Origin of the sequence: Bacteroides sp. D2, from assembly GCF_025147085.1 — a bacterium.
In the GTDB taxonomy this organism is placed as follows: domain Bacteria; phylum Bacteroidota; class Bacteroidia; order Bacteroidales; family Bacteroidaceae; genus Bacteroides.
On the sequence record NZ_CP102261.1, the window covers coordinates 801,702 to 816,766 of the forward strand.

A 15,065-nucleotide genomic window follows, 5' to 3' on the forward strand; every position below is an offset into this window, starting at 1 on the left:
TTATTTTATTTTTTGAACAAAACGTTCCATCTAATTGCTGTAAAATCCCTTTCTTTGTTTTTCCTAATTTAAATTATAAACAAGACATGAAAAGCGAAAACAAAAAACAGAGTAGTATATACGTAATCACACTGTTTGGAATATTATTGACCGCATTCTTTATGTATAGTTGTAGCACCGATGAATACAACTATACGAATGAGACAGCGACAGAAGTAAACTCAATTGCCAAAACACGCAGTTTGGTCTCTCAAACTTGGAATACAGGAAATGTATTGATAGATTCCGTTGCCAATTCAGACGAGTTTTATGAATTTGAAAGATGTAGTGAACAATTAGCGGACAAGTTTAGTGCTTATACTTCAAAACTAAGTGACGAAGAATATGACAAACTCATGGAAAAGCTGAATGATGATGAGTATATGGAAGATTTCATCAAAAAAGCGAATCTGGAAGAAGTACTCCGGCAAATGGATGAGGCTAAGAAAGGCTTGCTTGAACATACAGTATTTCTAAGATTGAGTGAAGAGGAACGGTTGTTATTATTCAGGCAATTTGCCGAAAGCCGGGAGTTAGCGAAAAGAAAGATATTAAAAACACGCAAAGAAGGAAATGGTAACAGTAAATGTGAAGAATTGAGACAAGCAGCATACGAACAAGCAAAAACGGAGTATGATAATGCCATAGCTACAAACTGTAAGGGCATGGGTCCTCTCTCACCATGTTACTTGAAAGAAGCAGCAGTATATAAAGCAAATATAAGAATAGCAAATAAAGACTATGAGAATTGTATAAATAATCAATAACAATGATTCGCTATATTATACTTTATTGCAGCACATGTGCTGTTTGCATCATCATGTGTTATCTCGATCTTTTTATAGATAACATCGATTCTATTCTTCAGCTGTTTCTCATCCATTTCTTCGATTTTCTTTCGTGGATCATAGTAACAATAGGCGCAATCAAATGTATGCCAGAAAAATCATATTCTAATAAACGAGTATGGTTTTATTGTGCAGCGATGTCAGGAATGCTTGCAGCAATTAAGTCTTTCGTCAAACTAATAGAAATATTAGACACATAAAGATAAGAGAACAGTTAATCAATCTCCAGTAAAAAAGCCTCCAATTCTTTATCTACAATCCCTAAACGTTTCCGGGCACGTGATCGCATAGTGCGATAAGATCCGTCGCTTACACATAGAACTGACAAAATCTCTTCTTTTGTTTTATACATTCGGATCAATACGCATAACACAATATCTCGTGGAGGAAGCTGAAGGTTTTGCGACTTCAACCAACAAAAAAAGTCAGGATCTATCGTTCTACACCCTTCTACCAATGATAGATAGTCTTGGGCAGACAATTGAGCAATAGATTTATTCTCTATCAATTTACGAACTAAAGAAATGCCTCTTTGGATGGATAAAGGAGAAGCTAGCAATTGCTGTAACTTTTGAGATTGAATAATAGATTGTTGTCGTTCATTCTGCAATTTTTGATATAATAAAATCGAATACTTAATTATACCGGCTATCAATATGCCAGCAACCACTAAAGTAGGAATTGTATAGGTAGATAATGCCGGTGCCACCTCCTGATGTATTTCTTTTGGCATAACGACATATATCTGATCTGCTGTAATTAAAAGAAAAGCAGCGATACACTGCCAGTCCGTTATTTCGGAAGGTATACCATGTGCCCCCTTCTCACGAAATGTCCACAGTAAAGCCCCCACAAAGAGTGTCAACCACATCAATAGATGTATGGAAGATGAAAACGCATCAACATACATTTCAGGGAAGAAAACCTGAAATAAATAGGCAGCCAGCAAAATTAGACAACAAAGCAAGCCTCCTGAAAATAATTGTTTAAAAGAATAAGCGGACAGTTTCATCATTCTCCTTATCTTGTGCTCTTGAGCTACAAATATACGCAAAGAAATATAGACGAAAAGAGATTGATAATATTTTTTTCAGTCCAGGTTTCTTTTTGTAACTTTGTCGTCAAATACCAAGCATTGGTACGATGATTTGAAATCGCTAACCGCGGTTAGCGAAATTGAAACTCAACTTTTGATACCGTATGAAAAAACTTTCCAGAAGATTCATTCAACGTTTTCATTTAATCCTGTGAGCGTTCGCCCTGACTTTCTGTACTTTCGCTTCTCTTCTTCTGCAAAAGATTTTTCATTTTCATTTCTCATATTCTCATAGCATTCGTATAAAGCATATATTATCAGATAGATAGTCTATGAGAAATGATTTTTAAATAGGCATTTCTCATAGTTTGATGGCAAAATTGTGCAGGTTCTAGGTCATTTCTCATACTCGTTTTAGGTATTTCTCATCGTATTCTGTCGCATTTCTCATTCACAGAACGGATGGCTTGCTCTGTGTACTGTTCTCTTATTCCTACGCAATAGCATCTTGCAAACAGTTCATTGCTTATTTGCATAAAATAGACTAATTAATCATTTGTGAGTCATCAAGTTATACCGTTTTCTATAAGGAAGATATCATTCGTTCCACTCTAGTGGAAAGATCGTTGTACTCCAGTGGAAAGAATCGTTCACTCTAGTGCAAAGATCTGTTCACTGGAGTGGAATGAACTGGATAGCGGTAAGACAAAACGGTAATGGTGAAGGAAAAACAGATAAGTATATGGTGAATAATACACAGAAAGGCAATAAACAATAGAGAGTTGCTAATCAAACTGAAGAAGAAAAGGAGTATGAGAATAAGATGAGAAATGACTTGGAACATATGAGAAATACACCATTTTTAGCTAAAAATAGTGAAAAGACTATGAGAAATACCGTTTTATGTTTTATTTCTCATGGCATTATATAAATGGTTTACAACAGATTAGCATATTTCTATGAGAACATGAGAAATAAAAATGAAAAATCTTTTGCAGGAACCTAAGCCCATACAGACATAAAAATGGTCAAACAAGATGTAGAACCATTTGTCAGAAATAGACAATCACTCGATATATGGTCGAACGATTATTTCCTACTACTGGCAGACAAAATCAAATGGAAATAAGAGAAGCCGATTTAATTATTATTGAAACGCAGATTAGCGCAAATTATCGCAGATAAAATAGAAGTCTGTGATAATTTGCGCTAATCTGCGTTTTATAAAAATGCAAAGCCGGTACTCATTATCTCCTGCTTCATGTCCGGATATTTATCCTATGATCCATTTACTACCCGGTATATACGAAATGATCTTCGTCGTTACGAAACAACTGATAAATGTAACCACTGCAATACATGGGATAGCGGCAACGGTAGGTAATCCCAGTGTGTCCTTGAATACAGATACCCACAATCCGAGCCAGAAGATATGCATAAGATACATACCATAGCTAAGTTTTGATGTTTCTGTCACCAGCACCGGAGCTTTCGGACCCTCTATGCATGTGAACAAAAGGAACGTACCCGATGTGAGAAGCACACAGTTGATGGTACAGAAAGCCCATCCTATTTCTATTACAGGTGTGGAATGGAGTTCGCCCGGTACAGCCTGAACGTAGAATGAATAAATAGTCCATGCAGCACCGATCACCATTAGTATGGCTCCTATGATGAAACGTTTGGAACGATTCCATGTGAGGTGTACACGTATGTAATGTGCCAATACGAGGTATCCCAGGAAGCCGGAGAAGTACCACAACATGTGATATTCATTCCAGAAACATTGTCCCCACACTTCACCGCACCAACGGTTAAGATAGGGCATACAGGTTGACAATACAAACAGTCCTATGAAAAAGAGTTCCTCTTTTGCCGTGGCTTTACGCAACCAGGGAGATATAATAGGAATAAACAGGTAAAGACTAATCAGAGGATACATAAACCAGAAATGTCCGGCCAGCGTAGGGAAATTCAGGAATATTCGTGATAAATCCTTGATGGATGTTTCCGCGTCCAGCTGTCCCCATAACATTGGCAGGGTGCTGTATAGTATCATGAATATGAAAAACGGTGGCAGGATACGGAGACAGCGCTGGCGATAGAATTGCCACATCGTCTGTTCCTCTTTCATCGGTGCAAGCAGGAATGCGGAGACTATCATAAACAGCGGCACTGCCATACGCGAGAAACCGTCGTAAACAGCTACCCATAACCGGTCTGCTTCATTAGCCAAAAAAGACTGCGGTCCTGCCATATCAGTGGATCCGGGAGCACCGTAGAAATTCTCACTGGCATGAACAACCATTACGAGAAAGCATGCAAACACACGGACATAATCTAAAAAAACAATACGTTTCATTTTTCTAAGTTTTCTAGTTATTAATTTATTCTCTTGTATTCGGGAAGGCAGATATTCTCAACCGTGCCGCCCCCATAGGGATCAACGTTATTTCTTCTTTATTACCTTTCACTGCATCTTCTTCCGGCAGTACGCCACACAATCCGGTTTCGTCTATCTTCCATTCAGGAACCAGGCGGCCGGTAGCTTTTACCTCTAAAGGTACACTGGCTACTGTGAAAGGATAATTATCGGCAGGCCAAGATTTACGGATTACCTTGAAGTTTTTCAAAGGTTCTGTCTTGTCCAGTACCAATGAATAGTTCCAGGGACTATCCGGATAGATTTCAGTAGTAGGCCATTTCTGGGGATCAGCGCCTTTCTGCCATTTAGAATCACCGATAGCAGTCTCGCGGCTGTCTTTCTCTACATATTTCTCTGCAATCTTGAGAGACAAAGTGAGGGGGCCATAATCTACGCTTACGCTATTTTTATTAACCTGCCAGGTACGCATAGACAAAGACATCGGTAACGTCAGTTCCACGCGATCTCCATTCGACCATTCCCGATGGATGCAAAGGTATTTTCCCGCTACGGGAGCTACATTTACCTTCTTACCATTCACGCGCACTTCTGCTCCTTTTGTCCATGAAGGAATGCGGAGATAGAACGGGAAAGTGACCTTTTCACCGGTAGAAACAGAGAAAGCGATACTTTCCTCAAAAGGATAATTCGTCTCTTCGTGAAGAGTGATTTCCTTTCCGTCGCCCACCTTTACAGTAGCTTTGCAAGCTGCATAAATAGCAGTTGCCACTCCGTTGTCGGGAGTTGCCAATACCAGATGTTCGGTAAAGTAAGGCCAGCCTTGTGCATGATTGTGTTGGCAACAACGGCTGCTGAAAGGATTCATCGAAAGGAACGGGCCACGATTGTCAATGCCCGGATGATGATTCTTGGAATCACTGATGGCATGGTTCGGGCAGGTGATATAGCGCAATGCTTTAAAGTCCGGCATCACGGCAGCAGGATAAGAGTTGAATGCTACTTCCTCACAGTGTTCAGCCCACATAGGGTCTCCTGTCATGCAAAGCATGATTTCATCGGAAGCCATCTGTTCAACCAGTCCGCAGGTTTCCACTCCCTGACGGGGATCGATGTATCCCAAACGGGCATTCTCATCCGCACCGAACATACCACCGGGCACTTGTCCGAAAGTACGGCGAATCAGATGATGAACATTATAAGAGGCTTTCAACATCGCTGAATCCCCGGTCTGCATATAATAAGTGGCAGGTTCACGGAAACATTGGGCGATATTGACATTGTGCCAGTTGGGTAAAGAGGTAGATTTAGTCCAGTCGGCAGTGTTGCGATGAATCTTTTCAGCCAATTCTAACAAGAAAGCATCTCCGGTATGGTTGTAAAGCCAATAGATACTGATGATATTATCACCACCGCGGCTTTTCTCCCAGTAATCTTCCAGAAGCTGGTCATCGGGAACAGTCATCTGCCATTTAAAGTAGTTCGTCATCAGGTCAATGACACGCTGATCTTGAGAATACTCGTAATAGGATTGCAGACACCAGAGCATAATCATTTGTGCCCAAAGTTCACGTTTTCCGTTACGTTCGTTGACAGGACCGAAGTAACCATCCGGCTGGCGGCTGGCAAATACGCCTTCAATCCAATACTTGGTTTCCTCAATCATCTTCGGGTCGTTCAGGATATATGCCAGATTGCCGTAGCCTTTGAGCCAATAGGGAACTTCTTCCCAGCCGTGGTCACCACCGGTTGTCAACCAAGCATTATTATCTTTTTCCAGCCAGGCACTGATCTCTCCCAAGTGTCCGGTCAGACCGTCACGCTGCAATTCGAGATACTTCTTCACCCAACCTTCAGGTTGAATACTGCCTACCGGCAACTTTATAAAATTCAATGGACGAAGCGGAGCGCGATACCCTGTATAATTGGTATTGGTAGACTGTATGTCCGGTCGATCCACTACTGTCACCGTACCACTGGAGGGTGCAGATGCGCAAGCTGTAACCGCCACCCCAAGCACTATCGATGCAAAAACACTTTTAGTCTTTATTTTCTTCATATCGTCTATTCTATTCTTTTTTATTTATCCCATTATCCAATGAGCTTTATTAGGCATCAACTTGTACATCAGCGCTGTAAACGCCCAACTACAAAGGAAAATACCTGCCGCCATCAACGGAACCTGCAGAGGAATAGGGATGGACGACGGACCGATTAACAGGAAGAATGGACCTACAACGAAATAATGCACCATATAAATACCAAATCCGCACTTCGTCATATTTGCCAGTGCCTTGATAACTATGCGGTTAGTAACCGTCACTTTCTGAAGCAAGAGGAACACGGCCAACGTCATCAGCACGACATTCGGACTGCAGAAAGTGAAGAACAATTCCATATCCGATTCCGTATGATTGGGGTCGGCTGCCGCCGCACTGAAACCGGAATAAGTGACATAATAACCTATGGCAAAAAGCACGGCACAGATAAGCAGCGTTTTCCATATTCCCCAGTCATTTCCTTTCTTGCCGTAATGCCCCAGTAATAAATATCCGTTGAATCCGGCAAAATAATAGAACATGCCAAATGCATTCCAGGTGCTTGTACCGAACAGATAACCGGAGATGTATTCCGCCATATAAGGCAGAAACAAAGAGATGAACCAAATCAGCAGATAAGTGCGTTTCATCTTCTGATCTGCCCGCTCTATCCATGCCGAGAAGAAAGGCATATACAGGTAAAGGCCGATTAACAGATAGATATACCACATATGATTCTCCTTAAAACTGAAGTTAAAGGGAATCATCGCCACATCTTTCAGGGAATCCATCAACTCTTGGGATTCATTTCCCTGCACATAACAAAAGAACTGCCCGATAATGGACTTATCAAGCCCCACTACTCCCGTAAACCATGGAAACATATTGTAGAGAACAGACCAGATAAGAAACGGAAACAATACACGAAAGATACGTTTCTTATAAAACGTTCCCAAAGGTTGCTGTTTGACAGGCAGCAATAACAAACCGGTCATCATCACAAACAAAGGAACGGAAGGACGCAACAAAGACCCGTAAATAGCCGCCCAATGCGTATATTCGGGAATGACGCCCAACGTAGGAGAAATATAAAAAGGATCGATGCAATGTACACCAATCACCATTAACATGGCCACAGCACGGATTACGTCTAACCAGACCATCCGATGATCGAGAGCAGGGAGCTGATTCATACTTTTATTATTTATCTACAGAAAACTTAAAGATACATTGACTTGTATATTTCTCACCCGGACGAAGTACAGCCGACGGCCATTCGGGTTTGTTCGGTGTATCCGGATATTTCTGTGTTTCAAGACATACGGAAGCACGTTGGTTGTAAGTGATACCTTTCTTTCCTGTCAGTGAGCCATCGAGGAAGTTTCCGGCATATACCTGAATACCCGGTTCGTTGGTATAAACATCGAGTACGATACCCGTCTTCGGTGATTTCAGAGAAGCGCATTTACGAGTTACGTCACCTTTTGTATTCAATACCCAGTTGTGGTCGTAGCCGTTGCCGTTTTTCAGTTGTACGAAATCATAGTCATTGATACGCTCGCCTACCGGAGTCGGGGTACGGAAGTCCATTGGAGTACCTTCTACTGTAACAATTTCACCCGTAGTCATAAAGGTGCTGTCTACCGGAGTGTAATAATCCGCATCAACTGTCAACAGATGACCGGCGTTGTTGCCTGCGTCTCCCTCCAGGTTGAAATAAGAGTGATTGGTCATGTTCACAATAGTCGGCTTGTCTGTTTCTGCCTCGTATTGAATGTCGATAGCGTTATCATCTGTGAGTTTCATTACCACTTTACAAGTGATATTTCCAGGAAAACCTTCTTCACCGTCTTCTGCCAAATAGGTCAGTTGCAGTTCCTGCGGATTGGGTTGAACAGCATCAAACACACGATACTGGAAGCCTTGCGGACCACCGTGCAGGCAATGGCCATAATTGTTACGAGGAAGCTGATATTCCACACCGTCCAATGTAAATTTACCCTGATTGATACGGTTGGCATAACGTCCGATAGTTGCACCGAAATCCGACGGTTTACTGATATAATCCTGAATAGAATCGAAACCGAGCACGACATCGCGCATCTGTCCGTCTTTATCGGGAACCATCACTGAAACAATACGTCCACCAAAGTTCGTGATACAAACTTCCATGTTGTTCTTGTTGCGCAAAGTAAACAAATCGGTTTTCTTTCCATCCACTTCCGTCTGGAAATTACTCTGCAATAAACCGGAATCCGTAGTCTTTTCGGCTTTCGGCGTACAAGATGCCATTAAAAGGGCGGCAACTGCCCATACACATAAATTTTTCATGATACAACTTGTTTTTAGATATTCATTTTCAGATGCAGACGACGCGGATAACGCGTTTTTTCTCATTTTACATCAGAGAAAGAGCCGCATCACCCGCGTTATCCACGTCTAATTTAGTATGTCAGCATATTATTGTATACTATTCAATAAATCTACCTTTCCTTCATTAATCAACTTCAAAATCAGCTCACCGAAAAGAGTATTCTGCCAAGCGAACCATGCACGGGTAAATTTCTTCGGATTATCCTTATGGAAAGATTCGTGCATAAAGCCAGTGTCGGCATCCGTATCCATCAGCATCTTGATACAGGTCTTAATTTCGGCATCATTCTGACTGGTAAAGGCTTTCATCATAATACTCATCGGCCACACCATGTCATAACCGATGTGCGGTCCGCCGATTCCTTCACCTGCCTTGCCTTTAAAGAAGTAAGGATTGTCTTCGCTCCATACAAAGCGACGGGTGTTCTGATAAATCGGATCGTTCACATTCACATCACCCAGATAAGGCATTGCAAGCAGGCTCGGCACGTTAGCATCGTCCATCAGGTAATGATTTCCAAAGCCGTCTACCTCGAAGGCATAGATTTTACCATATTTAGGATGATTATATACCGCGTATTTCTTCAAAGCTGTTTCCACTTCTTGCGCCAAGTCTTTACATTCTTTAGATAAGGCTGTTTTCTTATTTACTTTCTCCAGAATCTCGGCAGCCTTACGCAAAGAGGATACGGCAAAGAAATTGGAAGGAACCAGGAATTGAAGAGTGGTGGCATCGTCCGAAGGACGGAAGCTGGAAACAATCAAGCCGACAGGTTTCACCGGTGCTCCAAGGCCGTCATTACTCACAGTATCCAGTGCACGTTCTGTTTTACGCTGGAACTTATAAGGGCCTACTCCTTCTTTGCGTTGCTGTTCCTTGAAGGTTTTCAAAACGTTAACGATTGCCTGAATCCATTCTTCGTTGAATATGCTGGCATCTCCGGTAGTCTTCCAGTAGTGGTAAGCCAGACGCAACGGATAACACAGGGAGTCGATTTCCCATTTACGTTCGTGCAATTCCGGCTTCATATCCGTAAGGTCGCTCATCCAGTGACCGTTAGGAATGGCACCGTCATTAAACGCATTTGCATACGGGTCGATATTGATACATTTAAACTGGCGGAGGATCACTCCTGCCAGCATTTCTTTCAGTTCGGGGTCCGAATTAGCCAGTTGCACATAAGGCCATACCTGTGCACCGGAATCGCGCAGCCACATGGCATGAATATCTCCCGTATATACGAATGTATCCGGTTTGCCATCACTTCCCTTACGGAAATGTACGGTAGTGTCCAGGGTATTCGGGAAACAGTTGGTAAACATCCATGCCAGTTTCGCATTCTTCAGAAGCTTCTGTACACGGAGAATCTCCTTTTCCACTGCATTCGAACGGAACAGGCGGTTGGATATTTCAGGACGGTTATCTTTCTGAATGGCATCTGCCAGACATACATGCATTTCCGTCATACGGCTGGAGGCTTGTAGCTCCCCGCCACAGAGAAGCATACCTGCCAGCATACCTGCGCTGATATATTTGATCTGTTTCTTCATGATTACTTCTTCTTTTTAAATTCGTTAGAGAAAGAATAAGGGAAATCGCTTTCTTTCGTACCACGTCGCTGATTGGGTTTGGCATCCATCTTGAAAGAAATGGTGGCGCCATTCATCAGATCCTGATGGGTCAGGTAGTTTTTGGTATGTTCCTTGCCGTTCAGCGTCATTGATGAAATGTAACGCTTGTCGTCTCCGTTATTCGGGGCGGAGATGGTTACTGTCTTTCCGTTTTCCAGATGCAGTTTCATCTCTTTGAAGTAAGGAGTACCCAGGACATACTCATCCGTACCGGGGCATACCGGATAGAATCCCATTGCCGAGAACACATACCAGGCAGAAGTCTGGCCGTTGTCCTCATCACCGCAATAACCGTCGGGAGCAGGAGTATAGAGTTTATCCATTACTTCACGAATCCAGTGCTGCGCTTTCCAGGGTTGACCGGAATAGTTGTACATATAAAGCATGTGCTGAATCGGTTGGTTGCCATGTGCATAGTTGCCCATGTTCATGATCTGCATTTCACGGATTTCATGGATAACGGCTCGGTAATAGCTCTCATCGAATATCGGAGGCAAAATAAATACAGAGTCCATCATCTGGTTGAATCCGTCTTTACCACCCATCAGGTCGATCAGACCCTGAGGATCGTGGAATACAGACCAGGTGTAATGCCAGCTGTTACCTTCTGTGAAAGCATCTCCCCATTTCAACGGATTGAACGGAGACTGGAAAGTGCCGTCTTCATTCTTGCCACGCATCAGTTTGTGTTCGGGGTCGTATAGGTTCTTATAATTCATTGCACGCTTGGCAAAGATTTCAATCTCTTTTTTCGGTTTCTTCAAGGCTTTGCCGAGTTGGTAGATACACCAGTCATCGTATGCATATTCCAGTGTACGGGCTGCATTTTCGTTAATACCTACATTATAAGGAACGTATCCCAACTTATTATAATACTCATGTCCTAATCGTCCGGTAGAACCCACTTTCGGATGCACTGCATTCGCTCCGTGTTTCACGGCTTCCCACAAGGTTTCGATGTCGTATCCTTTTAGTCCTTTCAGGTAAGCGTCGGCAACTACGGAAGCGGAGTTGTTTCCAACCATACAACCTCTATGACCGGGACTCGCCCATTCCGGCAGGAACCCGCTTTCCTTGTAGGTGTTCACCAATCCTTCCTGCATCTTCGTATTCATGGATGGATACATCAGGTTGAGGAATGGGAAAAGGCAACGGAATGTATCCCAGAAACCGGTATCGGTAAACATATAGCCAGGAAGTACTTCACCGTTATAAGGACTGTAGTGCATCACGTCTCCTTTGGCATCTATCTCATAAAAGCTTCTGGGGAACAATACTGAACGATACAGGCAGGAGTAGAATGTACGCAAATGGTCGATATCATCGTCTTTCACTTCGATGCGTCCCAGTACGTCGTTCCATACCTTGCGGCCTTTCGCAGCAATCTGTTCAACGTTGGCCGTACCCAGTTCTTTCAGGTTCAGTTCAGCCTGTTCGGGGCTGATGAAAGAGGAAGCGACACGAACATTCACCTGTTCGCCCTTGCGGGTTTTGAAACCGATCAGTGCACCGGCATGGTTGTCCGTCACTTCCAGTTTGTTGGTGTCGATCACACCACTGGCTACGGCAGCCGTATAAGTAAACGGTTTGTCGAATACCAGTACAAAGTAGTTTTTAAAGTTGGCAGGAACGCCACCACTGTTTTTAGTGGTATAGCCGATAATCTTGTTCTCCGAAGGGATTACTTTCACAAACGAACCTTTATCGAAGGCGTCTACCACTACATAAGAGTGGTCGTTTTCGGGGAAAGTGAAACGGAAAGCGGCGGCTCTCTCTGTCGGGGCAATCTCCGTCACTACATCATGGTCGGCAAGATATACCTTGTAATAATAAGGAGTAGCCGTTTCAGCCTTGTGAGAGAACCAGCTGGCACGCTGATCCTGATTGAATACTGCTTCACCGGTGACCGGCATGATAGCAAATTGACCGTAATCATTAATCCAGGGACTTGGCTGATGGGTTTGTTTGAATCCTCTGATCTTGTCAGCGTCATACGTATAGGCCCATCCATCGCCCATTTTTCCAGTCTGCGGAACCCAAAAGTTCATTCCCCAGGGCAGCGCAATGGCAGGGTAAGTATTTCCGGTAGATAGTGCGTGCTTCGACTGCGTACCAACCAGCGGACTTACATAGTCCACCGGTCCGGTAATTGTTTTTGCAGTCATACTCCATGCACTAAGTAACGTAAAAGCGAATAGAGCTAGTTTCTTCATGGTATTCTTGTTTTATTTAATCAGTTTTCCTTCAAGCATCTTGATAAAATATCCACCTACAACGGAACGTGCCTGGAAGCCTCTCTGATTCGGTTCATCCGTAAATACCCAGTCGGACATCGGAACGCGGTTAGGTGTTACGTTCATAAACAGATATACCGGTTCAATAAATTTCTCAAAGGTAGCTTTGTCGTCAGCCAATGTAGCGGTCCACATGATCCAGTCGGTTTTTGTGTATGTTTCACGGTTATCCAACGGAAGACCATATTTATTTTGCTTCGAAAGATAGTAAGCTATTTCCGTTTCTGCAACATTTTTAGGGAAGATTTGCAGATTCAACAGTTTATCCCACACCAAGTTATACTTCTGGCTCCATGTTCCCGGTTTGTCAAATGTCAGACGATAGTGGTCGCCATCGTTCGCCATTTTCACCCATTCGGCAGCCATTTCTTTCGCTTTCTGTGTGTACTTTTCAGCCACCTCTTTTTTGCCCAGCATATCAGCTAGATAGCCATAAGAAGCAACCCCCATGATCGCTTTGATAGAAAGGTTGGCATTGTGTGCGAAGTGACCTGCAAAGTCATCGGTACAAAGTTGGTTGGCCGGATCAAGTCCGTACTCTACCAGATAGTCTGTCCAGATAGTCAACGTTTCCCAATGTTTCTGTGCATATTCTGCATGACCTTCCACTTTTGCAATAGCAGCAGCCAGTACTACCATATTACCTGATTCTTCTATTGGCATGTCACCGCCATAAGTCTGGCCGTTAGCCAATGGATAAGTACCTATATCATGCGCAGCAAACGGTTTTTCCCATTTTCCGCTTTCGCTATAATAGAAAATATGGTTCATGGTAGCTTTCACCAGTTCCGGGTTATAGTACAAAAGCAGCGGAGATCCCGGATAAGTCAGGTCAACTGTTCCGATAGAACCATTACTGAAGTTTTCTTTAGAAAGGAATACGAGGTCACCGTTCGGAGCTTCTACCAATTTATGAGCAGCCAATGCCTGACGATAGGCCAATGCACAAAGTTCGGCATATTTACGTCCACCGGCAGCAATCGCTTCTTCCATCATTTTCTTGTCGAAAGCGGCACAGTTCTTCATTTGTGTCTTATATTCTTTTTCTGCTTTTTGGAATTGGGATACAATCGTTTCATTACCCTGACGGTTCCAGTAAGGACGCAGGTTATCGCCAAAGTATTGGATAGAATAAATATCATCGTATCCGATCAATAAATGACCATCCGCTTTTTGTGTTTCGCCTAATGAGCGTACCAAAGCCAGTTTATCATAACCATTCGTGGTAGGAGCTTCCAACTTATTAGCTACAAAGCTCTTACGCAGTTCTCTACCATCGCCGATTGCAGATGTGCTGTTTTCTTTTTCAGCAGCCAGATAGAAATGTCCCCAATCGATACGTACATCGTCGCCTTTCTTCTTCAGGATTTCCTGATTACGGCTTCCGGTACGAAGGAATAACAAGTCGCCGTCAGTAAAGCTGTCGGCCACAGATTCCTGATGAGGTTGGTCGATTGCCCATTGCGGAGATGCTTCGAAATACAATTCAACCTGATGTTTCTTGCCGTCATTGGAAGCTACTTCATAAGAAATATAGTTGACCGGACGTGACAGCAAATCCAGATTATCCATAAACATAGGAGCGGTAAATGTCAGTTTCAAATCTACCGGACCGCAAGTAAAGGTATAATAAGTCTGCATAGGCTGTACGTCTGCAGATGTTTGTTGTGCTGTTTGATGGAAAGAACGATAACCGTCCAGTTCTACCAACAATCCGAAATCCAGTAATCCGTTTCCTACACGGTTACGGCAATAGCCGGCAATCAGGTTCTCACCCGGTTTCAAAGAAGCTACCACTTCTTCGGGCAGCTTCACTCTCTCGTTCTTTTTACAAGCATTACCTGTATCTACCACTTTGATGCCGTTGATATAGATGATAGCATCATCGTCGTGAGAGAATTCCAGATATACATTCTTTCCTGTCAAGTCTTCCTGAATATCAGCCACCCGGCGTACCCAGATAAATTCTTCACCCCACTGGGTCTTGGCTGTATGTTCATTCTCCATGGTTCCGAAAGCAGCTTCGCCTTCTTTCCATGCTTTATCATTGAATCCAGCATTCTGCCATCCGTCAGCAGGCTGTTGAGTGGTATACTTTCCTGTCCAGCTACCTTGTTCGGATGTCTTTACCAAAGGACGTAGTTCCAGTTCTTCCGTTCCCATGAAACGGTAAGTTTGTCCGTCTACTTTAGCAACTCCCAGCAAAGGGAAGTCCTTACCTGTCCAATGTTTCACGGAGCCATCATACAGATTGTCAGTAGTAGACCATGCACTGGTGTAAGGGTCAATCGTCACCAGCGGGTATGCCGGAGCACGTAATTCATTTTTCTCGTGCTGTTCTATCTGGGTCTCACAGCTACAAAATACAGAAGCTGTTCCCAGCAACAGCATCATCAGTTGTTGTTTCATAATTTAAATCAC

Annotated in this window: 9 protein-coding genes and 1 pseudogene; 2 read left to right on the forward strand and 8 right to left on the reverse strand. The window is 43.2% G+C overall.

Annotated features, from left to right (window positions below; genetic code table 11):
* The first annotated feature begins 86 nt into the window (after positions 1–86).
* The gene (locus NQ505_RS02860; protein ID WP_008998067.1) at positions 87–806 is read left to right on the forward strand and encodes a hypothetical protein; all 720 of its coding nucleotides are present in this window, start codon (positions 87–89) and stop codon (positions 804–806) included.
* Positions 807–1,101: 295 nt separating this feature from the next.
* Here the strand turns inward: NQ505_RS02860 and NQ505_RS02865 are convergent, their stop codons facing one another.
* Entirely contained in the window at positions 1,102–1,902 is an 801-nt protein-coding gene (locus tag NQ505_RS02865; RefSeq protein WP_232292978.1) for a hypothetical protein, read from the reverse strand.
* Positions 1,903–2,938: 1,036 nt separating this feature from the next.
* On the opposite strand from NQ505_RS02865, the pseudogene NQ505_RS02870 reads away from it, so the two are divergent.
* A pseudogene (locus NQ505_RS02870) lies at positions 2,939–3,052 on the forward strand (nucleotidyl transferase AbiEii/AbiGii toxin family protein); the annotation flags it as partial.
* A 144-nt stretch (positions 3,053–3,196) separates the two neighbouring features.
* On the opposite strand, the gene NQ505_RS02875 reads toward NQ505_RS02870, so the two are convergent.
* From NQ505_RS02875 to NQ505_RS02905, 7 genes are all read right to left on the reverse strand, one after another.
* Positions 3,197–4,285 (reverse strand): acyltransferase, encoded by a 1,089-nt coding sequence (locus NQ505_RS02875; RefSeq protein ID WP_008998070.1) that lies wholly within the window; start codon positions 4,283–4,285, stop codon positions 3,197–3,199.
* Positions 4,286–4,310: 25 nt separating this feature from the next.
* Positions 4,311–6,365, reverse strand: a complete 2,055-nt coding sequence (locus NQ505_RS02880) for a beta-L-arabinofuranosidase domain-containing protein (protein WP_008998071.1) — start codon at positions 6,363–6,365, stop codon at positions 4,311–4,313.
* A 24-nt stretch (positions 6,366–6,389) separates the two neighbouring features.
* Positions 6,390–7,538: an acyltransferase gene (locus NQ505_RS02885; protein WP_008998072.1), complete on the reverse strand. Its 1,149-nt coding sequence runs from the start codon at positions 7,536–7,538 to the stop codon at positions 6,390–6,392.
* Positions 7,539–7,545: 7 nt separating this feature from the next.
* Positions 7,546–8,676, reverse strand: a complete 1,131-nt coding sequence (locus tag NQ505_RS02890; RefSeq protein WP_008998073.1) for an aldose epimerase family protein — start codon at positions 8,674–8,676, stop codon at positions 7,546–7,548.
* Between the two features lie 129 nt (positions 8,677–8,805).
* Positions 8,806–10,224: a glycoside hydrolase family 125 protein gene (locus tag NQ505_RS02895; protein WP_232292985.1), complete on the reverse strand. Its 1,419-nt coding sequence runs from the start codon at positions 10,222–10,224 to the stop codon at positions 8,806–8,808.
* A gap of 47 nt (positions 10,225–10,271) precedes the next feature.
* On the reverse strand, positions 10,272–12,563 hold the full coding sequence (locus NQ505_RS02900) for a GH92 family glycosyl hydrolase (protein ID WP_008998075.1): 2,292 nt from the start codon (positions 12,561–12,563) through the stop codon (positions 10,272–10,274).
* Positions 12,564–12,575: 12 nt separating this feature from the next.
* Complete coding sequence (locus tag NQ505_RS02905; RefSeq protein WP_008998076.1) at positions 12,576–15,053, reverse strand: glutaminase domain-containing protein; 2,478 nt, start codon at positions 15,051–15,053, stop codon at positions 12,576–12,578.
* Between the last annotated feature and the right edge of the window lie 12 nt (positions 15,054–15,065).

Coding starts and splice junctions, on each gene's coding strand:
- NQ505_RS02860 (WP_008998067.1), top strand. CDS start 87: ATGAAAAGCGAAAACAAAAAACAGAGTAGTATATACGTAATCACACTG.
- NQ505_RS02865 (WP_232292978.1), bottom strand. CDS start 1,902: ATGATGAAACTGTCCGCTTATTCTTTTAAACAATTATTTTCAGGAGGC.
- NQ505_RS02875 (WP_008998070.1), bottom strand. CDS start 4,285: ATGAAACGTATTGTTTTTTTAGATTATGTCCGTGTGTTTGCATGCTTT.
- NQ505_RS02880 (WP_008998071.1), bottom strand. CDS start 6,365: ATGAAGAAAATAAAGACTAAAAGTGTTTTTGCATCGATAGTGCTTGGG.
- NQ505_RS02885 (WP_008998072.1), bottom strand. CDS start 7,538: ATGAATCAGCTCCCTGCTCTCGATCATCGGATGGTCTGGTTAGACGTA.
- NQ505_RS02890 (WP_008998073.1), bottom strand. CDS start 8,676: ATGAAAAATTTATGTGTATGGGCAGTTGCCGCCCTTTTAATGGCATCT.
- NQ505_RS02895 (WP_232292985.1), bottom strand. CDS start 10,224: ATGCTTCTCTGTGGCGGGGAGCTACAAGCCTCCAGCCGTATGACGGAA.
- NQ505_RS02900 (WP_008998075.1), bottom strand. CDS start 12,563: ATGAAGAAACTAGCTCTATTCGCTTTTACGTTACTTAGTGCATGGAGT.
- NQ505_RS02905 (WP_008998076.1), bottom strand. CDS start 15,053: ATGAAACAACAACTGATGATGCTGTTGCTGGGAACAGCTTCTGTATTT.